The 24,302-nt window shown below is 40.9% G+C and carries 24 protein-coding genes; 10 read left to right on the top strand and 14 right to left on the bottom strand.

Annotation, left to right across the window (positions count from 1 at the left end; all coding sequences use genetic code 11):
• Window positions 1–199: 199 nt before the first annotated feature.
• From G3569_RS03385 to flhB, 9 genes are all read right to left on the bottom strand, one after another.
• Window positions 200–958, bottom strand: coding sequence for a DUF3738 domain-containing protein (locus G3569_RS03385; protein ID WP_165266096.1), 759 nt, complete (start codon window positions 956–958; stop codon window positions 200–202).
• Window position 959: 1 nt separating this feature from the next.
• Window positions 960–2,153: a DUF4934 domain-containing protein gene (locus tag G3569_RS03380; RefSeq protein ID WP_165266094.1), complete on the bottom strand. Its 1,194-nt coding sequence runs from the start codon at window positions 2,151–2,153 to the stop codon at window positions 960–962.
• A gap of 485 nt (window positions 2,154–2,638) precedes the next feature.
• A complete protein-coding gene (locus tag G3569_RS03375; protein WP_165266092.1) occupies window positions 2,639–2,902 on the bottom strand; it encodes a hypothetical protein in 264 nt (87 codons plus the stop codon).
• A gap of 103 nt (window positions 2,903–3,005) precedes the next feature.
• Window positions 3,006–3,245, bottom strand: a complete 240-nt coding sequence (locus G3569_RS03370) for a response regulator transcription factor (RefSeq protein ID WP_205720012.1) — start codon at window positions 3,243–3,245, stop codon at window positions 3,006–3,008.
• A gap of 1,617 nt (window positions 3,246–4,862) precedes the next feature.
• Entirely contained in the window at window positions 4,863–5,636 is a 774-nt protein-coding gene (locus G3569_RS03365) for a sigma-70 family RNA polymerase sigma factor (RefSeq protein WP_165266088.1), read from the bottom strand.
• Entirely contained in the window at window positions 5,636–5,890 is a 255-nt protein-coding gene (locus G3569_RS03360) for a hypothetical protein (RefSeq protein WP_205720011.1), read from the bottom strand. Before G3569_RS03360 ends, G3569_RS03365 begins: the two co-directional genes overlap by 1 nt.
• 43 nt (window positions 5,891–5,933) lie before the next feature.
• Window positions 5,934–7,373, bottom strand: coding sequence for a P-loop NTPase family protein (locus tag G3569_RS03355; protein ID WP_165266085.1), 1,440 nt, complete (start codon window positions 7,371–7,373; stop codon window positions 5,934–5,936).
• Entirely contained in the window at window positions 7,370–9,433 is a 2,064-nt protein-coding gene (gene flhA, locus G3569_RS03350) for a flagellar biosynthesis protein FlhA (protein ID WP_165266083.1), read from the bottom strand. Before flhA ends, G3569_RS03355 begins: the two co-directional genes overlap by 4 nt.
• Before the next feature lie 54 nt (window positions 9,434–9,487).
• The gene (gene flhB / locus G3569_RS03345) at window positions 9,488–10,561 is read right to left on the bottom strand and encodes a flagellar biosynthesis protein FlhB (protein ID WP_165266081.1); all 1,074 of its coding nucleotides are present in this window, start codon (window positions 10,559–10,561) and stop codon (window positions 9,488–9,490) included.
• A gap of 394 nt (window positions 10,562–10,955) precedes the next feature.
• On the opposite strand from flhB, the gene G3569_RS03340 reads away from it, so the two are divergent.
• The 10 genes from G3569_RS03340 to G3569_RS03295 are packed head-to-tail and all read left to right on the top strand — an operon-like array spanning window position 10,956 to window position 19,579.
• Window positions 10,956–11,693, top strand: a complete 738-nt coding sequence (locus tag G3569_RS03340; protein WP_165266079.1) for a flagellar hook-basal body protein — start codon at window positions 10,956–10,958, stop codon at window positions 11,691–11,693.
• Between the two features lie 20 nt (window positions 11,694–11,713).
• A complete protein-coding gene (gene flgG, locus G3569_RS03335; RefSeq protein ID WP_165266077.1) occupies window positions 11,714–12,508 on the top strand; it encodes a flagellar basal-body rod protein FlgG in 795 nt (264 codons plus the stop codon).
• Between the two features lie 18 nt (window positions 12,509–12,526).
• Window positions 12,527–13,267, top strand: coding sequence for a flagellar basal body P-ring formation chaperone FlgA (gene flgA, locus G3569_RS03330; RefSeq protein ID WP_165266075.1), 741 nt, complete (start codon window positions 12,527–12,529; stop codon window positions 13,265–13,267).
• On the top strand, window positions 13,249–13,872 hold the full coding sequence (locus G3569_RS03325; RefSeq protein WP_165266073.1) for a flagellar basal body L-ring protein FlgH: 624 nt from the start codon (window positions 13,249–13,251) through the stop codon (window positions 13,870–13,872). The genes flgA and G3569_RS03325 overlap by 19 nt, the downstream gene beginning before the upstream one ends.
• A gap of 17 nt (window positions 13,873–13,889) precedes the next feature.
• Complete coding sequence (locus tag G3569_RS03320; protein ID WP_165266071.1) at window positions 13,890–15,035, top strand: flagellar basal body P-ring protein FlgI; 1,146 nt, start codon at window positions 13,890–13,892, stop codon at window positions 15,033–15,035.
• Window positions 15,036–15,083: 48 nt separating this feature from the next.
• Complete coding sequence (locus G3569_RS03315) at window positions 15,084–15,362, top strand: hypothetical protein (RefSeq protein WP_165266069.1); 279 nt, start codon at window positions 15,084–15,086, stop codon at window positions 15,360–15,362.
• A gap of 47 nt (window positions 15,363–15,409) precedes the next feature.
• Window positions 15,410–15,901, top strand: coding sequence for a hypothetical protein (locus G3569_RS03310; protein WP_165266067.1), 492 nt, complete (start codon window positions 15,410–15,412; stop codon window positions 15,899–15,901).
• A 1-nt stretch (window position 15,902) separates the two neighbouring features.
• Window positions 15,903–17,270 (top strand): flagellar hook-associated protein FlgK, encoded by a 1,368-nt coding sequence (gene flgK, locus G3569_RS03305; RefSeq protein WP_165266065.1) that lies wholly within the window; start codon window positions 15,903–15,905, stop codon window positions 17,268–17,270.
• Between the two features lie 12 nt (window positions 17,271–17,282).
• Complete coding sequence (locus G3569_RS03300) at window positions 17,283–18,167, top strand: flagellin N-terminal helical domain-containing protein (protein WP_165266063.1); 885 nt, start codon at window positions 17,283–17,285, stop codon at window positions 18,165–18,167.
• A 59-nt stretch (window positions 18,168–18,226) separates the two neighbouring features.
• Window positions 18,227–19,579 (top strand): tetratricopeptide repeat protein, encoded by a 1,353-nt coding sequence (locus G3569_RS03295; RefSeq protein ID WP_165266061.1) that lies wholly within the window; start codon window positions 18,227–18,229, stop codon window positions 19,577–19,579.
• A gap of 47 nt (window positions 19,580–19,626) precedes the next feature.
• Here the strand turns inward: G3569_RS03295 and G3569_RS03290 are convergent, their stop codons facing one another.
• The 5 genes from G3569_RS03290 to G3569_RS03270 form a co-directional block, all read right to left on the bottom strand.
• A complete protein-coding gene (locus G3569_RS03290) occupies window positions 19,627–21,072 on the bottom strand; it encodes a sigma-54-dependent transcriptional regulator (RefSeq protein WP_165266059.1) in 1,446 nt (481 codons plus the stop codon).
• 338 nt (window positions 21,073–21,410) lie between these two features.
• Window positions 21,411–21,764 (bottom strand): hypothetical protein, encoded by a 354-nt coding sequence (locus G3569_RS03285; protein ID WP_165266057.1) that lies wholly within the window; start codon window positions 21,762–21,764, stop codon window positions 21,411–21,413.
• A gap of 43 nt (window positions 21,765–21,807) precedes the next feature.
• On the bottom strand, window positions 21,808–22,146 hold the full coding sequence (locus tag G3569_RS03280) for a hypothetical protein (protein WP_165266055.1): 339 nt from the start codon (window positions 22,144–22,146) through the stop codon (window positions 21,808–21,810).
• Window positions 22,147–22,151: 5 nt separating this feature from the next.
• The gene (gene fliD / locus G3569_RS03275; protein WP_165266053.1) at window positions 22,152–23,558 is read right to left on the bottom strand and encodes a flagellar filament capping protein FliD; all 1,407 of its coding nucleotides are present in this window, start codon (window positions 23,556–23,558) and stop codon (window positions 22,152–22,154) included.
• Window positions 23,559–23,591: 33 nt separating this feature from the next.
• Window positions 23,592–23,918: a flagellar protein FliS gene (locus G3569_RS03270; protein ID WP_165266052.1), complete on the bottom strand. Its 327-nt coding sequence runs from the start codon at window positions 23,916–23,918 to the stop codon at window positions 23,592–23,594.
• Window positions 23,919–24,302: the final 384 nt, after the last annotated feature.

The raw sequence follows: 24,302 nt of genomic DNA, 5'->3' as shown, positions 1-24,302 counted from the left end.
GGTCAGGAAAAGCTGCTAGGGATGGGAGTTGTAGTATCTATAACAAATACACATCTCAACGGGGTAGGGTAGGTTAATAAATGCGCTGCGTATACGGAAGTTTTAGATATTTAGAGCTTTCCAAGTTTTAATCAACCCCTTTCATATAACAAGAATGATTTAAATTTAAAACACATCGAGGTCTCTTATGCGTCGAGGACTACTTTTCATGTGTAATTCTATCACCATTTTTGAAATTAACAATATAATGTTTTACAGGTACATTTTTCTCTTTAAGTGCTAACCCGTAATCTTGTTGTAATTGTTTGATAATATTATTGAATCCTCCGATTGTGAACAGTGTAAATTTGTATATAGTTTTATTATTCTTTTTAAAAACTACTTTCCGGTCTGACAATTCTCCCAATTTATTCGCAAATTTTTCTAAGTTTGCTTGGATTTCCCATACTCCTCCTTCTAATGAACTTCTATAAAAGATATCTGAATTTGCTGAAGATTTTGCTTTCTGTAATTTCGCATTATCTTCTATATAAAGAATAAAGCGTTGTTGCTTGAGTGTATCTGTATTGACCTTATATTTAAATTCTTCTTGTATTTTTTTAAGGACTTTTTGCTGTACTTTATCAAACGTTGTTTCTCTGCTCCATTTTATGTCAAGTTCATAATGAGATCGAGAATAAGGGTTATTTAACAGTTTAATTGGTTCTTGATAGAGTTCAGATAGAATATAAGAGAAGCTTCCAATTCTCTGTAACATGGTTTCCCCATCTGCTTTACCTCTTCGATTTTGACTAGCCGAGCTTAATTTCGCACTATAATAGTCTCCCTTTAAATTAAAAAATGTAGAATCAGCAGTTAAGTTACTTTCAAAAAAAGTCTTTTCTTGTGCTTTTTTTTCTTTACTGTTGCAATAAAAAATAAATATTGATATAGAAAATAAGACCAGTATTTTTTTCATACTATTGTTGTAGATTGAACTGATATAAAACTAAAATGGGGTTTTGGTTTTCTTTTCCTTCAAGAATGGCATTGTAGATATCACTATCTTGTTTAAAGTTATTAATCGATATTTTTTGATTTAGCATTACTGGGGTATATGTTGATACAAACATCGAATCAATACGTTCAACAGGAGGTGGAAAAAAAGCTTCCTTTCTGCCAAATTTAATATTATCAATTATATAAGCTTTTTTTTGATGTTTTTTGTGCATGTAAAAATATAAATCATCGTTGTAGATAAATAGAAAACTAAAGAATTCAGGGGTATTTATTAACTGTTTCGCTCCTGTTATACTTTTTTTATTTTTAGTGTAATAATGTGCTAGTTCTTGAGAAGATGAAAAATCTATACCTTTTGGTTCTGGCACAGTATATTTGCCAAAATCTAAAGTATGAAGAGGGCGAATGTTTTCGGAACTTATTAAGTAAATGGAGTCAGCATTAAAATCATTGAAAATAACCCCCCTTTCAGTTTTAAATAATCCACTAGGATTTGAAACGGAAACATTAACTCCACCATCTTTCAACTTAAATGGAAAAGCTTTTTGCCTAATACTCATTGTTGAATCTAGCACTAATATCTTGTGGAAGTACTTTTCATCTTCGAAATTTTTGGCTTGGACGTTTTTATAAAAAACATAATTTCCGTTATCTAGATAGGTATATTTATATGCGTGAAAAGGAAGTTTTTTTTCTGCAAGAAGTGTATCAGCTGTCAAGTCATATCTCACAAGATGGTGTTTCTTGTTGTCAAATATTTCAATCCATTCTCCATCTGATAGATAGAAATCACTTACACCTGTATATTCTCCAGGACCATTGCCATGATGCTGTATGTCATTAACAAAGTTACCATCGTTATCAAAAACAAATATTTTGTAAGGATTTTCAACTGAAAGTATATACCAGTATCCTGTTGTGGAATCTTTTTCCAATTTTAGAATATTACCAACCAAAGAAGATTGTGTTGCTTCTAAGGGAATGAATTTGATATTTTTTAAATGTTCGGATGTGATGTTTATACTTCGCTCTGGGTCTATTCGGTGAGCATAAACTCCATCGGCATATTTAACTTCTAATGAATTTTCATTTGAATTATTACAACCTGCTACTAATACAACAATAAGTAGTAAAAATTCTAATTTATTCAACATAAAGAATTTGATGGATTTGAAATACAGTGATGTGATAATCTCAAAAATGGGAAACCAATTTGCTCTTTTAAGAAGAATTTGCAGCTAATACAGGATGATCTGAATCTACCCTATCAGGTTCGGACTCCCCATCTTCAACACAGGTTGCACCAGTACTGTCACAGCAAGCATAATACCCATCACCACACGATGTAGAATGAGTATATTCAACAGTAATGATAAAATAATGTGTTTCGTAATGTGTCTCTGAACAACTCGATGATCCCTGTCCTCCACTTTCACATGGATATAGCGGACTTACTAATCCTGCGAAAAGAATAAAAGAGATTGTACATATAAGTTTTTTGAGCTTCTTCATTGTATTAAGTTTACGTTAGAAATTTAAATAATAATTCAATCTAAAATGTTTATAATTAAGGTGTGTATTTGCTGTAAGAGCATATAAGGCGGATGCACTAAGCATTTTAAATTTTACACTTGATTTTTTAAAACCATCCATCATCTTCACCTTGAGTAATTGTTGGTTCTGAATATTCACATCCAGCACCATTTTCTGTACAGCAAGCATATTTATCCTCGTCAGGACATGAAGTATTATGGTCTTCCGTATATATAGCGATGCCCAAAAAGGTAGTGGTTGCTATATATGAACAAGAGTTTGATCCTTCTCCACCAGCTTTACATGGAAGTACAGGGTTGAATAGCCCAAACATTAATATAGTACTTACTGTGGCAATTAGTTTTTTCATTGTGCATACCTCGTCTTGAGTTTCTATGTAGTTAAAAAATTTGATTAGATTATTAATTACCAAACCCAATTTAACTTGTCAATACGTAACTTTGTACGTGTTTCTATCTTTCATTTACATATTCTTCGCACCATTGAAACAGGTTGCCATTGTGTTTGAGGTTTAGCTTTTTGTTAATATTTTCTCGATGCTTTTCAATAGTACGAGGACTATTGTTTAATATTTTTGCTATCTCTTTACTTGTATATCCCTCCGCTACTTTATCGAGGACTTTAATTTCACTATATGTAAGCTTTTTAAGCGCTTTAACATACTCGGGAGTGTAGTTATTTTTAACATCCATAGCTCTCCAAATGTTTTTAGTTTCGTATAAGAGACTCTGCGTAAGAGGCGTGCAAAGCCACATTAACTTTTAAAATAATAAGTAAATTAAAAAAATAAAATCGGCAGCTAACGGCAAGGCAGGGTATACTTAGTGCGAGTGTTATATTAGCAGGTATTTAATTTCCGAATACTTCTTCTAGATGTTTTTTCTATTAAAAGTTTTTTTACAGTGGCTCGATCACCATAAAAGTTTTCCAATATTCTTTGAGTTTAGTGATGTAGTAAGCTCAACATCTTCTTCGTCCCTAATGGGTAGCTACTACCGATTCGCAGCACCAGTTGCCAGTAGTCTCGAATCTGTTGGTTCGAGAATTTGCCCCAAACTGATTAGGGGAGGTTTGGATAAGCGAAATTACCTATATCCCCAGCAGTCAAGGTTGATTGTACCTGACTACCGTTATGGATCTGTCCGACCGCCAGATCCTGGGATGGTCGTTCTCAGAAGGCATGAATGCTACTAAGAACATTATACTGGTTTGGAAAGAGGGTATTCGGCAACGCTCCATAGGTCGAGAGCTGTTCTTTCACTCTAACCGAGGTATCCAATATGCCTGCCAAGAGTTTAGTAAATTACTGAAAATCCAACCACTGGTCTGCCAAAGCAAGAGCTGCAAGGAAACTGCTGGGACAATGCTCCGTCCGAGGTTTCTTTAAAGCCTATTAATTAGAGCTACTGATAGAACCTAAGCGCTTCGGATACCAAGAATTGCGAGGAGTTATTTTTCAATTTATAGAGATCTGGTATAATCGTCAGTGCTTGCATTCTAAGCTGGACTATTGTAAGCCGGGGAAATGCAAGGTTATTTAACATAATAACAAGAACTGGCTGTATGATCTGGTTTAACTCACTGTCCATTTTTGGGCAGTAATTCCAGTCTCCCGCCGTGATGGGTATTGTTAAATATGAGAGATCTTTTTGCACATCTCAACTCAGTAGGTTAGTCTAATAAAATGCTTTGACTTTTTTTGCCTTATAAATATTTGTCATCGCGCGGTGCCCCGTTTGACGGGTGAGTGGAGTGAAACGAAAGGTGGTGATCTCCCTGGGGTAACTGGCTGATATATTAAGGGTGCCCCTTTAAGTCCTATTACACACCTTCAAGAACCTATTCCCAGAGATCCTGAAACAAGTGACTACTACGCAAAGGTAAAACCTGCTAAAACCTGTGAGAGTAGGTATGGCTTCGCAGCACAAGTTCAGGATGGCAAGATTTTTTAAGTGGCGAATGGGGTGCTTTTTTCATTCGTCGGACGGCGGACCCAGCCGTCCGACGAGGGTGGGGTACTTGCCTTAGAGAACCTGCTCTTGGATATTCTGAAGAGATGCTTCCCAAGGTCTGAGAAGGTAGGTGAGCGGATAGGTGGTCTGAGGTTAGGTGGCATGCCCGGTGGCCACCGGCTAGCTCAATAATCGATCAGGCAGAACATAATAGTGGGGTGATGTCTGCATACTGCCTGCTCAAAAAGATGCTGGCCGGACATATAGAACCATTACCTCCGGTGTGGAAATGTAACATCAGATGGTTTTGCTAAAACCATCTGGCACATACCCGGGGTATAGGCCAAGTGCTGTTTTTTAGCTAACAGTTACCTTTTCGCCAACCAAATCTTCTTTAAGCTGAAGTAAAATTCTTCCGATTATTTGTGAGATACGAGCCTCTGAAAGCTCCAGCAAAAGCGCGACCTCTTGCATCGTCATATCCTCATAATAATAGAGCGTAAGGATAAGTCGATCTCGTTCATTAAGATTTCCGATCTTTTTCTTCAGTATTTGAGTACGCTCTTTGTTGACCAGGTCTTGGTCCGGGAGCTCTACATTCGGATTTTCATGGATATCGTAGAATGATCCGGAATCATCACCGCTGTTACCCAAGCTGCTATCAAGAGAAAGTGCATTGCGAGTTTGCACATTCGAGAGAAGACTACGGTATCGGTCGATACTCATATCCAGGGCATTGGCTACCTCTTCGTCGCTGGGTTGGCGCCCAAGCTGTTGTGATAGCTCTTGTATCGTTCTCTTAACCTCTCCGTAATCTTTACGCTTCTTACGCGGAAGCTGATCAATCTTACGCAAGTAATCGATGATATTACCGCGAATGCGATAGTAAACAAAGGTGTTAAACTTGATATTTCGTTCACAGTCATACGAATCCATGGCCTGTATGAGTCCGCTGATGCCGGCGCTTTCGATATCTTCCTGCTGGGTCAGCGGCTGATCGGGAATATTTATTTTTCCGATAATGCTGCGTATCAGCGGCATAGATTTGCTTATGATTGCATCGCGAAGACCATCCGAAGGGTTCTTGCAAAATAATTCGGCAAGTTCTTGTAGTGTTTTCTCAGACATCATTATTCCCCACTGTTATTTTGTGAATTGTTGCTTTCAGTTGCAGCCGATTTACTTGACACTGCTTTTGAGCTGTTCTCCTGGATGATGTTCAATAAAAACATCGAGATATAAACCAGTGAAAAGAGGATCAAGAAAACCAGAAGGCTTCGATAAAGCGCAATATTTACACTAGCGCCGGAAACCATCAATAACAAAAACTGGATAAGTGATATAACCGTAATAATTCGTAATAGCATAGCGTTCGATAATTTCATTTGTATTAATCCATAGTTAGTTTAAATGCAGAAGCATTTGTGGTTACCGTATTAGTTTTTGAGCAAACTTCTCCGGGTCGAAAGGGAGAAGACTGCCGGCGATAGTAGGACCACTGCTTAGATAGCGCAACCTATAATCTGTATTCGAGATCAGCTGCATGGTTTTGCCCCACTTTATCGATTGATCTATATGTGTTAGTGCTATATGATCTGCTTCTACCTCAACACCCAAAGGATCATTAAAAGCATTTCCATTTACTGCGGTGTTTATTAAATATTGTGTTTCAATTTCCCGGTGAGGGGCTAACGTTTCTTTTATTGCTAAAATCTTTTCCATGCGACGCTGGCCTTCTACTTCAATAGCCGGGGTATCGATAAGGATGTGATCATAGCCATCCCACCTGTTTATTAAATTCTTAACTTCTTTTGCGCCGGACACTTGGTAGTAGTCGATGCCATTATCTCCACAAAATGGAGCCAGTACATTGTAATAGTACTGTTTGTTTGGCATCGGGTTAAAGTTGGCTACAGCAATCTTCTTATTGGTAAAGAATGATGAATGCTGGCATAATTTCATTATCAATTGTGTTTTGCCGGTACCTGATCGTCCGCAAAAGAGTAGTACCTCATTGGGTGCTTTTGCTTTGGAAGCCTCTAACAGATCTTGGATGAGAAGCGCCAGTTTAGAACGAAAAAGTTGGCCTCTGAAATCAGGATCAATACCCTGCTGGCTAAGAGTGTCGAACCAGTTGTTAACTAATTTCTGTGGTACCCCTTTGTGTAACAGTTTGTGGAATAAGGGGTGGTTTGAAAATTGTGCATATCCCGAAGACAAGCTCAGGTGCATTAGTGATTCGAGCCTGTCCAGGCGTTTATGTAAATCCGCATCGCGATTCTTTTCCGCTGATGCTTCAGATTCTTCCGGACCATCATTCGGTAATTTGCTAACAGGCTGATCCATCAACTGATCCGGATCGGTAGACTTCTTGGCCTTTTGCGCATCAGAAGCAGATGGTTCTTGTTTCTTTTTGTCATCTGCTGGTTTGGGCTTGGGCTTGGGCCTGATATCTTTGCGGCTATACAAAGGGGTAGCCTTTTTGGGAGCAGGATCACTCAAACTTTCTTTAAGTTCCTTCTTATCAGGACTAGATTCCCACTCATTCCCGTCATCTATCTGCTCATTGGTTTGTTGTGCTGCATATTTGCGGATAGAGGCTAACTTAGAGTTAATGTCTTTTGATTTTTCATTTGCCGCAGGCTTTGTTGTGCCAGACCGCTCAAATACAACGCCATCTTTAGAGGTTGTTTCTTTTTTTTCGCGACGGCTGCTGTTTTGCTGGTCTTGCTCAGGCGACCCTTGCCCGTTGTCATCCCCCTTCTCGGAGGTGATGCTCTTCAGCTTCGAATAGTCGTCAGCATAAATTTGCCGAGCACTTTCCTTTGCAGCTTCTACCGTTTTATCTAAAAATTTATTCAGTATCATACCGATGCGGGTTCATTTAATTCAGCATGTTGGATGCTCAGTCGATCAAAGGTTTTAAACTGAACATTTTGACTAATGTCATTGTATGACAACACATTTATATCAGGCAAAATTGGTGCCAGAAATTCAAAAAGTGTGTTACGGAGTACCGGTGATGTTAACAGTACCGGATCATATCCCTGGCGAATCATACTTTCGAATATCTTGGATGAACTTTTATACAGCATCTCGACGGTATTAGGATCAAGTCCCAAGGTGTTGGAATTGAGTCCTCCCTGTTGGGCCTTTTCAATAAGGCGTGACTCCAGCGAAGAATCCATCATTACTACAACCACTTCGTTGTCTTCAGAGACAAACTTTTTGGTAATGGTCTCAGACAGTGAAGCACGGCAATACTCCGTCAGAACGTCGACATTCGTTGTTTGATGGCAATAGTCGGCCAGGGTCTCAAGTATGGTAATAAGGTTGTTAATAGGTATACGCTCACGAAGCAATCGCTTGAGCACTTTTTGTATCTGTCCAATCTGCATGCCTTCCGGAACTAATTCTTCTACCAGTGCAGGAGATTTTTCTTCGATATTGTCAACCAGTCGTTTAACCATTTGACGGTCGATCAACTTATGGGCATTCTTTTTCAGAACTTCCATTAAGTGGGTAGTGATAACAGCCCCGGCTTCAATCACGGAAAGGCCAAATTTTTCCGCCTGTGATTTATTTTTTCCGCTTACCCAGATCGCATCCATGCCAAAGGTGGGGTCGGTTGTTTCAATACCTTGAATATTTGCATCAAAATCTGATGGGATAAGGGCCAAATGGTAGTCCGGTAGCAGTTCACCTTCTCCCTGATCAATGCCGCGCATCTTTATTATATAGTGGTTGGCATCCAGCTGAACATTATCTCGAATGCGTACAGAAGGAATAATGATTCCGAGTTCTGCGGCCAGCTGTTTTCTAAGAGACGTAATACGATCTAAGAGGTCGCCGCCTTGTTGTTCCTCGACCATAGAAATAAGGCTGTATCCAATTTCCAGCTCCAGGGTATCGAGCAGCAGGTAATCTTCCACGCGGTCTTCTTCTTGTTGACCTTCGGGAAGTTCATCCTGTTGTTTTTCTTCGAGCTGTCTTTCTTTCTCTTCGGTTTGATGTCTCCTGTATGCAAGAAAGAGAAAAAGACCGGAAATAGACCAAAATGGAACGACAGGGAGGCCTGGCATAAGACCAATAAAGAATACAAAGGCTGAACCCATGGTAAGGGTCTTGGGATCACCCAAAAGCTGATTGGTAAGGTCATCACTTAAATTTCCGTCAGAGGCGGCGCGCGATACGATAATACCGGCAGATGTTGAAATAAGAAGGGCCGGAATCTGAGAGACAAGCCCATCACCAATAGTCATCAGGGTATATAGCTTAGCTGCTTCTCCCATCGGCATACCAAGCTGAACGGTTCCGATAACGAGTCCGCCAACAATATTAATACAAGTAATAAGTAAACCGGCAATAACATCACCGCGCACAAACTTACTGGCACCATCCATTGCACCGTAAAAGTCGGCCTCTTGGGCAATCTCTTCACGTCGTTCTTTTGCTTGCTGGTCGGTAATAAGGCCGGCACTTAAGTCGGCGTCGATAGACATCTGCTTACCGGGCATCGCATCAAGGGTAAAACGTGCTCCTACCTCTGCAATACGGGTTGCACCCTTGGTAATAACTACAAAGTTAATAATAATGAGTACGGCAAAGATGATAATCCCTATCACATAGTTGCCCTGTACAATAAAGCCACCGAACGATTCAATAACCGATCCGGCATAACCTTCACTTAAAATCAATCGGGTAGAGGCAATGTTCAGGGCCAGCCTGAAAAGAGTCAGGATGAGCAGCATTCCGGGAAATACCGAGAATTCCAGTGGTTTGAGGGTATAAAAGGCTACCAGCATAACCACAATAGATAATGAGATATTCAATGCCAGGAAGAAATCCATAAGCATTGGGGGAAACGGAATAATCATTATCAAAAGTATGACAATGATACTCGAAGAAATAAGGACGTCGGTTCTCATGAACCGATCCTTCAGCTGGCTTGTACTTATATTAGCAAAAGGCATTCGTTACTATTAAATGTTATGTTTATTCTTAAGTTTATAGACGTATGCTAAAATTTCGGCTACTGCCCGGTACATATCTTCCGGGATATGTTGGTCAACTTCTGCAGAGGCAAAAAGCGCTTGTGCCACCGGTTTGTTTTCCACAATCGGCACATCCAACTCACGGGCCAATTTTTTAATTTTTTGTGCTTTATAGCGCTGTCCCTTAGCCATAACCAAGGGAGCACTGTTTTCTTCCGGGTCATATTGCAGCGCTACTGCATAGTGCGTGGGGTTAGTCACCACCACATCGGACTCTAATACGGCATGGTCCATACGTTTACTGCGGAGGGCCTGCCCCATCTGCTTCCGTTTTCCCTTCATCTGGGGGTCACCTTCAGATTCTTTACGTTCATCTTTAACTTCTTTCTTACTCATTTTCAGGTCCTCTTTGTGTTGGTACTGCTGGTAAAGTGCATCAACAACGGACAGTACAAATAGAGCTACAAAAACTTTGCCTAAAAAAATGAGAATATAAGATGCGGCCTCTTGGAGGTCGTGTTCCAAGGGCATTACCGAAAATGAAAGGAAGGTGTTAATGTTGTTGGTGACAGTGGATCGTGCGATGGTTACCACTGCGGTGAGCTTTACTACACCCTTTGCCAATTCCATCAATCCTTTCTTCGAAAAAATATTCTTAATCCCCTCAATAGGGTTCAGATTGCTGAATTTGGGTTCTAGGGCTTTTATTGAAAAAGCCATTTTTGTTTGGATAGCGTTTACTAAGAGGGCGGTAACGAGCAATACAATTATCAGGGGAGTCATCGCCTCGAGGCCATAGAATAAAGCCTCTTTTAAATAGGCAAGAGCTTGGTCTTGGTTTTCGATGGGGGCCCCGGAGTTGAGGAAAAAAGTTTCGAAGAGGCGAACAAATTTTCCATATATGAATTCGCCGGAACTCATGATGGTAAATAACGATACAACCATAATTACAACAGAGGAGACCTCTTTACTGACACTGACATTCCCCTCTTCACGAGCTTTTTCAAGCCTCTGTTGTGTGGGGTCTTCCGTTTTTTCTTGAGCCGAGTTTTGATCTGACATAAGGCTATATTACATCAAATACAGTACCACAAGACAAACCCGCCAGTTAAATCCCCCTCTGCACTTGTTTATATAAAGAGGAGGGAGAAAAGCTCCACTCATACGGAAAACATTTCCCGGAATCCGGGAAAAAGACTGTAGATCGGGCAAGAAATGTAAAATAGAGCCAGGGCTTAACCTACTGTAAAATAGAAGATCCCAATACCCCCTTACGGTAGACCTATACTTTATTATATAGGGATATCGGTAGCTTCTGATTCTATACAACAGCTTCTTTTATTTATTAAATCTTTCCGGGAAAAGAGAGGTGGCACAGAATTTGAAGGTATATAGATCTTAATCGGTACTAACCGAAGTTTTACTAACGTAACAAAGAAGTATTGTAGAGGATCTTATGACTGATAGTATACAAGCTCAAATGCAGGCTATGCAGATGCTTAGAAAAGCACAAGATGTTACTGCTAATAATTTAGCAAATATCAATACGCCTGGATTTAAAGGAAGTAAGGTATTTTATCGGATGGTTCAGGAAGAAGTTAATGGTGAATCTGTTACTCGACCGATGCCTCAGCAGCAAGTTGATATGAGTCAAGGTGTACTGGAGCCTACAGGTAACGACCTTGACTTTGGTATAAAAGGAAAAGGCTTTTTTGTAGTTCAGGGTGAGAACAGCCAGAAGTTAACCCGTGATGGCCGAATGCACGTAAGCTCTGACGGTTACCTGGTTGATGGACGCGGCGCAAAGGTTATGGGCGATTCCGGACCTATTTATATGCCCCAGTACTTGCAGGCCGGCGGTAATAATGGAGAACCGGCTAAGGTTGAACTGGCTGATGATGGTACTATTAGGTTGAATAGTGAGGTGTTGGATAAATTGAAGATTGTAAAGGTAGAAGATACCTCTCAGCTGGATCGCCAGGGAAGTAATTACTTTGCAGTACAGCAGAGTGCGATGATTGATGATAATGCCAGCAGAGTAAGGCAAGGGTATTATGAGTCGGGTAATGTAAGCCCGCTTAACGAAATGGTAGATATGATGCAGACTACGAAAATGTTTGAAACGCAGCAACGAGCAATTAGAACTACAGACGAAATGCTTGGACAGGTTACGTCCAAGTTGGGGAAATTTTAATCTAAAATTATTACACCATTATGCCTTTTAGAGCTTTAACAACGGCAGCACTTGGTATGAGTGCCCAACAAAAGTCGGTCGACAACATTGCTAATAACTTAGCAAATGTTGGAACAACAGGATATAAACGAAGCACGATTGCTTTTCAAGATCTATTCTATGAGGATATTTCGGTTTCAAAACCCGGTGGGGCTTCTAACAGAATTTCTGATGACAGCCCGCGATTGCAGATCGGCCATGGTTCACAAGCCGTTTCAACGATCCGGAACTTTATGCAGGGCTCGATGTCGGAAACGGGCAACCCCCTAGATATGGGAATCAGTGGAAATGGATTCTTCCGAGTTGAAATGCCGGATGGATCTATCGGTTATACCCGTGATGGAAACTTCAGCCGTGATTCTTCGGGAATGTTGATAAACAATTCCGGGCTGCCCCTGGCCGAGCAGATCGAAGTGCCAATGGAGGCCCAAGCTATTGAAGTTAGCCAGAGTGGAACCGTTACGGCCCTTATGGGAGATAACCAAAAAGTAGAACTTGGACAGATAGAAATTGCTCGCTTTTCGAACCCGGCCGGCCTACAGGCTAAAGGTGGAAACGTATATAAAGAAACAGAAGCTTCAGGAATGGCATTTGTCGATCGCCCCGGCTCAGAAGGGTTTGGAGTTGTTCGGCAAGGGTTTCTTGAGCAATCTAATGTGGATGTAGTAACAGAGATGGTACAGCTTATTGAAGCCCAGCGGGCGTATGAGACTAACTCGAAAATGGTGAAATCTGCCGAAGATATGATGTCGGTAACCAATTCTATTAAACGTTAATCTTAATATAAGAATACAGTGAATACCCGACTTTTCATATCGATATTGGTTTTTTGTACGGCCGTATTTGTGTCCACGGGTACAGCGAAGCCTTCTGAGAGCTCAGCTATGTTTGTTGAGCGTGATATTGATACGAAGCAGATCATCCTCAAAAAAGCCAAAGAGCAGTTGAGTCAACATTTTTCGGGCGATATATATCGGTTCGAAATTAAAGCCCGCTGGATTCCCCGGCGACTATTAGAGGCGGGCTCCCAGAGTATTATTGGGGTGAAACTGGATGGAAATGTACGCCGTTATACCAACTTCGATGTTTTTTATCAAGGTCGTCAGAAGAAAAGAAGCATACAGATCCAATTAGCAGTAGATGTAGAGAAAAAAGTACCGGTGGTAACGCGTCGCCTGCGATCGGGAAGCAAAATCACAAAACAAGACCTGAAAAAACAATGGGTATCGTTATCCCGGAATAAAGATGAGTTAATAGAGGATATGGATGCCTTGGTCGGTAAAACCTTGCGCAGAACCCTACTGTCTGGACAGCCGGTTCGCCGTACGTTTGTAAGCAGAGAATATATTGTAGAAGCCGGCGACCAGGTCCGGGTCTTGATACAGAAGAAAGGGATCCGGGTTCAGGTAGCGGGAGAAGCCCGCGAAAATGGAGCCAAAGGAGATAAAATCAGAATTTACAGCAAAGAAACGAGAAAAAAATATGTGGGCGAAATTGTTCGTCCGGGACTAATATTATGGAAAAATACACTTTGATATCTAACATAGGATTTGCACTACTTTTAATTTGGGGTGCTACCGTTTCGGTACAGGCGCAAGGCTCAATGTACCAAGATAATAAGGCCCAACAAGTGGGTGATATTATTACGGTCGTACTGCAAGAGAATATATCAGGAAGCACCAGCTCTGATGCGCAAAATGCAAACAATGCGAAAGCCGGAGCCGGGGGATCTATGGGTGGTAACTTTATGCCCTTTCAGCCAACGTTCGGCTCCGATGTAGAGGTGAATTATGATTCTGACGAGCGGAACCAAACAAATCAGGGACAATTATTGAATGGTTATATGAGCGTAGAAATAACCGATATGACGGATGCCGGAAATCTGATTATTAAAGGTAGCCGGTCAACAGAAATTAATGGAGAGAAACATATGATCGATTTAACCGGAATGGTACGCCCCAAAGATATTAATGGCAGAAACCAAGTGCTTTCTTATCGGGTGGGTAACGCAAAGATCAACTACGAAAAAGAAGGTGGGCTCGACCGGATAAAAAAGAAAGAAGGATTTATAAAGAAAGCAGTGTTAACAGGCGTTGGTATTGCCCTAGGTGCTGCAGCCGTGATGAAAGCAATGAACTAATATATACGCATTGTCTTATGAGATTTTATAAACAAAAAGAATATTGTATACAGTTTTTAGTTCCGACTATGCTTTTGACCTTGATGGTCACTGTTGGAATACAGGCCCAAGGCCGCCTCAACAGCCATGTTAAAGTGCAGCATGCTCAGGGTAAAAAGATTGTTGGCTATGGGTTGGTAGCAGGCCTGGACCGAACCGGAGATCGTACGATCAGTAGTCGGGGATCACAGTTTACTGTACAGTCTATTGCCAATATGCTTGAAAATTTTGGAATCAACGTTGATCCTTCGCGGCTTCGTACCCGAAATGTAGCTGCGGTCATGGTTACCGCAGATATGGGGCCTTACCACGCCAGGGGTAGCGAAATTGATGTTACGGTTTCTTCTTTGGGAGATGCCAGTAGTCTTAAAGGAGGAGTATTGCTAGAAACCCCATTATTAGTACCCGGTACTAAGAAGGTGTATGCAAAAGCCCAGGGAGCTCTTGTAGTGGGCGGGGTAAAAAGTGAACTCGGAGCTTCGCGCATTTCGCGCAATGGATCGCTGACGGCAAGGGTGCCCGGCGGGGGAATTGTGGAAGATAATGAAGTATTTGAGTTAAATGCCAATGAGCCTCTTGGGTTGGTATTAGAAAAGCCCGGCTATATTAATGCTCGCCGTATTACAGAAGCTATAAATACGAATTTTGATGAAGAGATTGCTTCCGTTTTTAACCCGGGATTAATAAAGGTTGAATGGCCCGATGCTTTCCAAGAACAGGGTATGAAAAATATTTTTATCAGTACCATTATGGAGCAGAAGGTAGAGCTCCATAAACCGGCGCGTGTTGTTGTTAATGAAAGAACCGGTACCGTTGTTGCAGGTGGAAATGTCACTATTAATAATGCTATGGTTTCGCATGGTAGTGTCCAGGTTCGAACGCAGGTTAATCCGTTGATTAGTCAGCCGCCGGCCCTTAGTGGGGGCGAAACCAAGGTAGTACCGGTACCCCAGGTTGGTATTAGTGAAGAGTCGGCACAAAATGTAGTGCTGGATCCCGATACCAATGTGCAGCAATTGGCAGAAGCATTAAACTCACTGGGATTAAATCCACGAGATATTATCTCCATTTTCCAGGCACTGGATCGCGCAGGAGCCTTACAAGGAGAACTGATCGTAATGTAACCCCGCAAGGATATTTTATAAGGACGAGAATAAAAAGAAATAACAGCTATGGATATAAGTTCAGTTGCAAATTCGTTTCAAGGTGAAATTGGCAGAAACAGTGGAAATGCCAAGAAAGAAGAAGTTGCCACCAATTTCGAAAAAATTTTCGCTCGAAACCTGGTTAAGGAGATGACTAAAGATTCATTTAAGATGGGCGATAACAAAGGTCTGATGGGGCAATCTAATAATTTATATCGCCGGCATATAGTTGATACGCTGGCAACTGAAATTGCTGAACAGCGCAAGCTGGGTATGGCAGACCTTATTAACAAATACAATAAATAAGACAGCTAAAGCAATTAAATGTTAATTAACCTCAGCAGGTAGACAATATGCAAGAAGAAAAACTTAATGCGTTCGGTGAAACGGTAGAAGAACTAGAACGTTTATCACAAAAGTTGATTAAAACCATTGAAAATCAAACGAAGGCTGTAATTGCTTCGAATGATAAGAAAATAGAGGAATTTGCAGAGCGATACACCACTTTGCAGGGGGCTTTTAAAGAGCAAGAGAAGCAATTTATAGACCAGCTGCAAGCGATGGTTCCTTCCAAAGAAGAGAGGCTTAAATTAGAACACCTCAAAGAAACATTTCCTCAATTTGCAGGAATGATTGATCAATGGGAAGAGTCGCTTGGCACTCATACCCGCCTGTTAAAACGTAAGCACCAGAAACTAAACGAGCTTTTGGAGTTTGCACTGAGCCGAAATGTTGAGCTCATGCATTCGATTTATAGTTTGCATAACCAGAAGAACATGCATTATAGCTCAGGCGGTGATAAAAAGGAAATTGCATCCGGAATAGCAGTAAATAAAGAAGCATAATATGAAGTCAATATTTGAAATTGCAAAAAGTGGGCTACGAAGTTCACAACGTTCATTATCGGTAACATCCAATAATATTATTAATGCTGATACGCCGGGATATAGTCGACAGCGTGTCGAAAATGTCCCGAATGGCATGCAGAAAGATGGTCACCATGTTGGACTAGGCGTTAATGTGCAGGAGGTAACGCGACTGCGCGACAGCATTAATGACACCTTGCTAAATAAAAAACAGCAAGACATGGGGTATCTTCAGAAAAAGGGAGATATCTATGAAAAGCTGGAGTCTATTATGGTTTCTGATTCCGGTAAAGATCTGGATAGCCAGGTAAGTGTAATCTTCAATAACTTTTCTGAAATGGCAAGTGACCCCCAGGATGTAAGTGTTCGAAATAACCTGGTGAGTGAAGCTCAGCAATTTTCAGCAAAGATGCGTGGAACCGCCAATAATATTGATGAGACCAGCGACCAGGTTCGTACGTTGGCCGGTAAAACAGTTGATTCTATAAACTCTTTGTTGAGTGATATCAATGAACTGAATACATCGATACAGCAGGGACAATCTAAGGGCCAGCCAGATCATACCAGTTTGGATATGCGGGTAGCAAAGATGAACGAGCTGTCAGAACTTGTTGATTTTGAAAGTCGTCTTACCAAGACCGGTGCTGTTCAAATTCAGATCGGTGGTCATAATGTGGTAGATGAAAACCAATCCTATCAGATAAAATCCGAAGTTGATGATGTTAATAAAAAATATCGGCTGCGGATGGAAAGTGGCCATGTTATTGAGCCTAAGGGCGGACGTATTGGTGGAGAAATTGAGATGTATGAAAAAAATATCCCGGCTCTAAAAGACAAGTTAGATAAGATTGCCAAAACGGTCGTAGAGAAATTCAACGCTCTCCATAGTAACGGCTATGGGCTGGACGATAATGTTCAACGTAATTTCTTTGATGGTTCCGGTACTACGGCACAGACCATTAAGGTAAATCAATCTATAGTTGATAATACCAATAACATAGCCGCTTCGTCGGCTGCCGGCGAAGCCGGAAATGGTGAAATAGCCGCGGAAATTGCCGCTATGCGGAACGAAGAAATCATTGGAGATAATGCTACCAACCAGCGGTTGAATGATTATACGGTGGGCGTAATCAGTGAACCCGGTGTGAAGGTCAATAGTATTGATTCGACCATTGCGGCCCGAGATTCCGAAATTCAGATGCTGAAACAGCAGCAGGAAGAAACGGCCGGGGTAAATGTGGACGAGGAATTAAGTAAAATGATAAAATTTCAAAATGCATACCAAGGGGCAGCAAAGGTTATGAGTTCTGCTCAACGGATGTATGACACATTAATAGGTATTGTTTAATAGATAAATATTATGCGAATTACTCAAAAAACAATTTTCAGCAGCTTTATGCGGGATGTTAATCAGAATCGCAGTGAAATGGCTGAAATACAATCCGCACTATCCAGCGGACGCTCTGTTAGGGCACCGTCACAAGATCCTATTTCGTTTCAGAGCAGTAGAATTGTTGAAGGAAATATTAAAAAAACCAGCCAGTTTCAAAGTAATTTGGAAAGTGGGTTACGCCAGGGCAGGCTTGCCCAGGAAGCTTTGGATGATATTGTTGATAACCTTATGAAGGTTAAAGAAGTGATGGTGAAAGGAGCTTCCAGTTCGGTGGGTGATAGTGAGCGAGATAATATGGCCAATGAAATATCGGGAATCCGAAAGAATATTGTTGATAGTTTAAACAGAGACTATGGAGATCGATATCTATTCGCCGGTACTAACAGTGATGAAAAACCTTTTGATCTTGCTGGATCTACGGTAACAAATAACAGTAATAATAAGCCACCGAAGATTGTAGCCGGTGATGGCGTAAAAATTAATATCAGTATTACCGGTCAAGAGGTCGCCGATGTGAATGGGCAGGATATGTTTACCCTGATGGAAGATATTGAACAGGCTTTTCGGAACAATGACACCGATGGTATTAATGATCTTCTGTCGGAGAGCGATGATATGATTCAGCATGCTACTGACTTAACCTCTCGATTGGGAGATAATATCAATCGCATGAACTTTATGTTTGAGCAGTACGAATCAACAAAAATTACACAAAAGTCTGATGTTAGTGAATTGGTTGATACCAATTATGCCCAGGCTTTTTCAGATCTTCAACGTAATCAGGTTGCATATAAATCGGCAATGGCAGTACATAGCAAGATGTTTGAGAACACATTACTTAATTATATATAATTTAATAATCTAACCGATTAGAACACTTATTTTTTTCGGTTAACTACTGGGAGTGTACTATGAATAATGAACTAGCACCAATATCACCTAAAAATAATAGTGGTATGGAATGGGCAGAAGTTGTTTTGTTTTTGTCTGATATGGCATATCTAGATAACAGGAAACTATCGCATTGGGCCGAACAGTTTTCTCATGTAACGGTAGCGGGTAAAACCGAACGTCCTGAAGGGGTACCGGATGATGTGGATTGGTATCGCTATGATGAGGATAGTGTGCGTTCAGAGGTTTGGAACACGCTGCTCAATCAGGTGTGTAAAACCTGGGTGCTGTTTGTCGAAGATGATGAAACCATACGACTTAGTAGTTTTCCGGATAAACATTCTTTGAGTGATCGTACATGGACTCCAACGCTCATTCGCCAAGCGAAAGAAGATCGTAGTCGTCAGTTTTATCAGATACGCTTAATCAATACCGCCGCCCAAAATGGGGCAAGTATATTTTCAGGTCGCAATCTGCCTGATTGTACGCAGTATATTCGCGGCCATGATATTGAGCTTTCTAATCATCCTATTATAATTGAACGAGAGAGCAATCCCATCAGCCATATCGATATTGATGAAGAGCTTTCGGTTAAAGAATACTCTCCTAAACTATATTTGGTACAGGGAGAACGGTATTTTAATAACAAAAAATATATACGAGCAGCTGCCCAATATCGACAATTGCTGAAGATGGAAAAGCTTCTGCCGTATGATCGCTTGGCAGCCGTTAACGGCCTTGCCAGTTGTTTAACAGAACAGCACAAGTGGACAAATGCTATGACACTGACCGAAGAGTCGCTAAAAGCGGAATCGTTACAGAGTTTGCCATACCTTATTCAGTATAGAATATATGAGCTAAAGAAGGAGTGGAAAAAGGCACACGAAACACTGAGTCAATACTACCGACGGTTTTCGTTATATTCGCGTGCTAATTTTGACCGCAATATTGACGAAGAACAGACCTTGGTTAACTTGGCTAATGTTGCATTAAAGAGTGGAGACAGAAAGGCGGCAGCCAATTATTTTGACAAACTATTCTCTTATAAACGAGGCGATATTGATCGTTCACTGCTTAAAAAAGTATTAGTGATGTCGGTAGAACTGGACGATTACAAGCGGGCTGTGTATCTTTTTGAACGCATGTTCGGAGATAAGCTGCCGGAGAACCTGGATGAAGAAAGCCGTGAAGAGTTGGGAGAGATAATGACCTTGTTTATGAGTAGAAAATGGCATGATTATGTCTCGCAAGTATATACGAAGTTACATAAAGCCCATCCCGAAGATCGAACCTACAAACGAAGACTCATTGTAACCCTCACCAAGACAAACCGACTGGATAAAGCCAAAAGTATGGTCGCTAATATTGTGTAAGCATTCTTATGGGTGATTCGGGTGATCTCGTGACCCGGCCTCCCCCATTATTCTTCTTCGTCTTCAGAATCAGATGTGGCTTTTTTCAACTTATTACGGATGGTACGATCGGTAATACCTAAGATTTTAGCCGCCTCTTTTTGATTTCCTTCGGTATGTTCCAAAGCCTTTTTAATAAGCTGAAGCTCCATATCTTCAATAGACATCAGCGGTAAGTCGGATAGGACCTCGCCACTGACCTCCAGATCTACCTTTGAAAACATATTTTTCTCGATATGGTCCAGCGTAATTACATCGTTATTGGTTGAGAGGATGACCCCGCGGTGTATTTTATTCTCCAACTCGCGAACATTGCCGTGCCATTTCTTATTTTTTAAGAATTCCATAAGCTCATCCGAAACCTCTTTGTTATCTAGCCCATACTGATTGGTATACCGATCTACAAAATGGCTGACCAGCAGGGGGATATCTTCTCTGCGTTCTCGAAGAGGAGGAATAGAGATCGGAAAAACATTAAGCCGGTAGTACAAGTCTTCTCTGAAATTACCGTCTGCAATGGTCTCTGCTATGTTTCTGTTTGAGGTAGCTATAACGCGTACATCGCATTCGATCGTTTTTTGGCCGCCTACTCGTTGAAACTCATTTTCTTGCAGCACACGCAGGAGCTTAGCCTGAATGTTAATATCAATTTCGGTGATCTCATCAAGCAGTATAGTGCCGTTATTGGCTTCTTCAAAGGCTCCTTTCTTGTCAGAAATAGCACCAGTAAAGGCTCCTTTAACATGGCCAAAGAGCGTGCTTTCAACCAGCTCTTTAGGCAGGTTGGCACAGTTTATTTTAACATAATTTTCGTCAGTGCGGTTACTGTTTTGATGGATCAGGTTAGCAAACACCTCTTTCCCCGTTCCGCTTTCTCCCTGGATCATAACCGGGGCATTGCTTTGGGCAATATTAGGAAGAATATCCAGTAATTTCTTGATCTGGGGATCATCTCCGATAAATCGCTTTTCGCCCTGCTTTAGGGCTTCATCGGAATCACCTTCTTCGCCTTCATCCTCCGACTCATCTTGTTGATCTCTTTTTTTGCTGCCGGCCAGGGCTTCAATCTTTTTCCTGTTATGGAAAGATTCACCAGCCTCAAAAAAGCGATTAATCCGAAAGAGAATTTCTTTGGCTTTAAAAGGTTTGGTTATATAATCATATGCGCCTTTCTGCAGGGCTCTTACTGCATGCGTGATGTTGCCAAAGCTGGTCATCATAATCACGCCCGTCTCGGGATAGGTCTCAGTGACATAGGCCAATATCTCATCACCGGTCATCTCATCCATTTTTACATCAGTAAGTACCAGATCAACATCGTGAGTATCTATGTATTCTTTGGCCTCAACCGGTGATTCAAATGCTTTGGTATCATAACCGTTCATGCTCAAGTTTTCATCTAAAAACTCGAGCAACATTGTATCATCTTCAACTATAAGTACTCGCTCTTTCATAAAAGGGTATGGAAATCCGTTAGAAGTAGACTACAAAATATGAGAGGAAAAACCTGAGCCGAAAAGAATGGTTAGCCCCCTGCGTTGGCTAAGTATTCATTAAAAGATTTTCTTCCTTAAAGGTCAAAGATAATACCTCTGAAAAAGAAATAAAATGTATTTTTGCTATATAGGGCTAAAAAACTGCAGGCAATGATGAAAGAGAGGTATAGGTACGCCACTGTCGTAAGCCCATTGGAAAGGGGAATGGGGTTAGGAGGTTATGCGTATATGTGAGCGAAGCATCATAAATCTCCGCCCACACAGTAGTAACTGATTATATACAAAAACAGATGCTGCTATTTCAACATCTTTCCAGCAATATCTTCCCAAACATTGGGGTCGTTAAGCTTCTGACCAATTTCGGTATTTTGAGCTGCTTCAGGAGAAACCTCTTTTGCCTTTTGGTATTCCGAGACCTGTTTATTCATTTCAACCAGTTCGTCGGAGGCTGAGTCATTTAACTTATCAAGCTCAACTTTGGCAAAGAGCTGGTCATTTTTCCGGAATTTATAATCACTTATAGACACCTTGTCGGCTGTATTTGGTGATGATTGTTTAGAGGAGACTCCGGATTGTTTTTGTCCTTTAGAGGTTTCCTCAGTCTTGTTAAAACTGTTACTTGCGCTGCTATTTAGTTTGTTGATATCCATAATCAGTTAAATTAGTTCGTAATTAAAGTTACGAATCATCTGGTTATTTTAAAACTCTATAACCATCTTCTGCTTTTCGCCGTTGAACGGCATCGGTTAGTTTGTCCTGAGATTGTTGTGTTACCTCATCGAGTGTTTTCTGAATCTTCTCACCCTGTCGGTTAAACTTATCAAAAAGTTTCTTTAGTGAAGCTGATTCCTCATCAGAAAGAGCTTCTTTATCCATCGTTGGTACTATCTCGTTTACTTTTTGAACATGCATTCCTCTGTTATCAAAAGCTTCACGTAAGTATTCAACAGAAATGTCATCTTTATGAAGTTTGACTAACATTTCGGTGTTGATTTTAATCATTTCGCGAAGGTGATAAACGAGTGATTCCATATATATTAGAAGTTACTGGTTAAGCTTAGAGAACCCTGTTGACTCTGGATTGACTGAAGTTGTCGCTGGCCCTCCATCTGCATCTGTTGGAGCTCAGCGAATTCTTGTCGCTGACGTTTTTCATATTTTTTCAGGTATTTTTCTTCGGATTCAATGCGATTTTCAAGAAAATCGATCTTTTGGTCCAGCCCACTTTCCAGTGAAGAAATAATTCCACCGGTTTGCGTATAGGTATCGGCCCTGTCATACATCTGTTGAACCGGGGAATCATCAGCAGTAAAGAGGTTCTTAACTTCATCAGCATTGTTGCTTAAGGCGTCTTCCAGCATGCCGCTGTCTTCAACTTTCATGGTACCGTCTTTTTTAAAGCCGATTCCAATATCAGCCAGATTATCATGCTCACCGGCAGCTGCTGAGCCCATATCTCCTAAAGCAAGCTGACGCAGGTTAATGCTTAAATTTCGGATAGATCGCATACCCTGTAGGGGCCCTTTTTTACCGGTATCCCCATTAATAAAGGTCTTGTTCCGGATCTTGCTGTTCATTTCATTATACTTGGTAATGAAACTCTTAATATTGTCTTTAGCAGAATCCAGATCTTTTGTTATCGAAATCTGTTCTTGCGTCCCGGGTTCATCTAAGATAGTAAAGGTCATGCCCGAAACAGCATCGTCAACTTTATTTTGACCTCGAGTAAAGTTGATCCCGTCGATCGTAAATTTAGCATCAAGTTTAGTGGGATCGGTATTGTGCGTCATATTTGTTGTTACCGTCGACAGGGCACCGGTAGCATTAGCAAACTGTACGCGTTCATCATTGCCTGTTTTAGCACTTTTGATAGATAGTTGCACATTACCGCTATCGTCCACCGAAAACACATCACTGTCAGCCTCTTCACCTAACAGGTTATTAATTTCTGTGGAGAAAGATTCAAGAATCTCTTTGTCAGTTTTATTGGTACCGTCATCGTTGGTAACAGAGACCGCAATAGTTTCGGTTTTGTCTCCAATAGTAATATCTACCGATCCATCTCCATCTCCGACCAGTGTAGTGCCCGAACCGTCCATCACATTTGAAAGCATAATATCTTTCTTTGCTTTCTGGTTCACAGTGATGTCATAATCGTTCGGTTGGTCTAAACCGGATATAGAATCAACGCGGATTACGCTTTCATCTGTTACAGATGATTTAAGAGGACTAAAGTGATTTTCTGTTTGGCTGTCCAGTTCTTCAATCTTATTGGTAAAACTGGATACCGCAGAACTTACCTGTCCCAACGCTGATTGTTGGTCGCTGATATCACTCTTTTCAACCTGAAGCTTAAACTTCTTTTGGCTTTCAAGTTGTACCAGCTGTTGAACAAACTTTTCGTATGGGTTCGCTTGATTTAAAAGACTGCTTATTGATTGCATAATCCTATGGGTTAGTTAATTTGGGTGAAACATCTAGGCATTTGCATTTTGTGGGTCAGCTTGTTCGTTGTTGGCAGCTGTATCCCAGGCATCTCGCAGAGGTTCCAATATTTCTCTTATTTCTGAAAATTCTTCTTGTCGTGCCAAATCCTGGCAATATCTATACAGTTCAAAAAGCTCATCGGCCGGCTCGTGATCAAAGTTTAGGCTTTCGATAAGAGTTGAAAGTACTTCCTTTATACGTTCTCTATCTTTTCGGTATGTAGCCTGCAATACTAAATCATACAATTTAACCACCAGTCGTAGTGGTGAGGAATTTAGAACTGCTTGCCGCTCATATACTTTTTGTGGGTTTTGCATGGGTTATTTGATTACAGTAAAAGTTAAATACAGTAATAGGTATCTTGTTTTATCGACGCTTTCCTGAAAAACTTAAAGGCATTAAGGTTAGACTTTTTTAATATTATAGTCGTCTTCAAAAAGCTTGTTTTTTTCAGGAAAATCATCATTTCAGGTATTCCTTTCCTGGTATTTTTGTTACCGGCTAGCAATGCAAATCGCTATCGGTTTACGTTTTCACACAATAATACATTCAAAGAATATGCCAACTCCGGTATTTCGTGTGATTTGCCGGGGCGGTATTAAAGATTGACGCGCGGTTTCAGCCATACAATAAGGTGTATATGGGATGAGACAGCATATTATAGCCCAAATGCGTAGGCAAATGTATTCAGGGTGAGAAGG

The organism is Fodinibius halophilus (genome assembly GCF_011059105.1).
GTDB classification, from domain to species: domain Bacteria; phylum Bacteroidota; class Rhodothermia; order Balneolales; family Balneolaceae; genus Fodinibius; species Fodinibius halophilus.
Note: the sequence above shows the minus strand (reverse complement) of the source record. Positions and strands in the feature narration are given on the sequence as shown.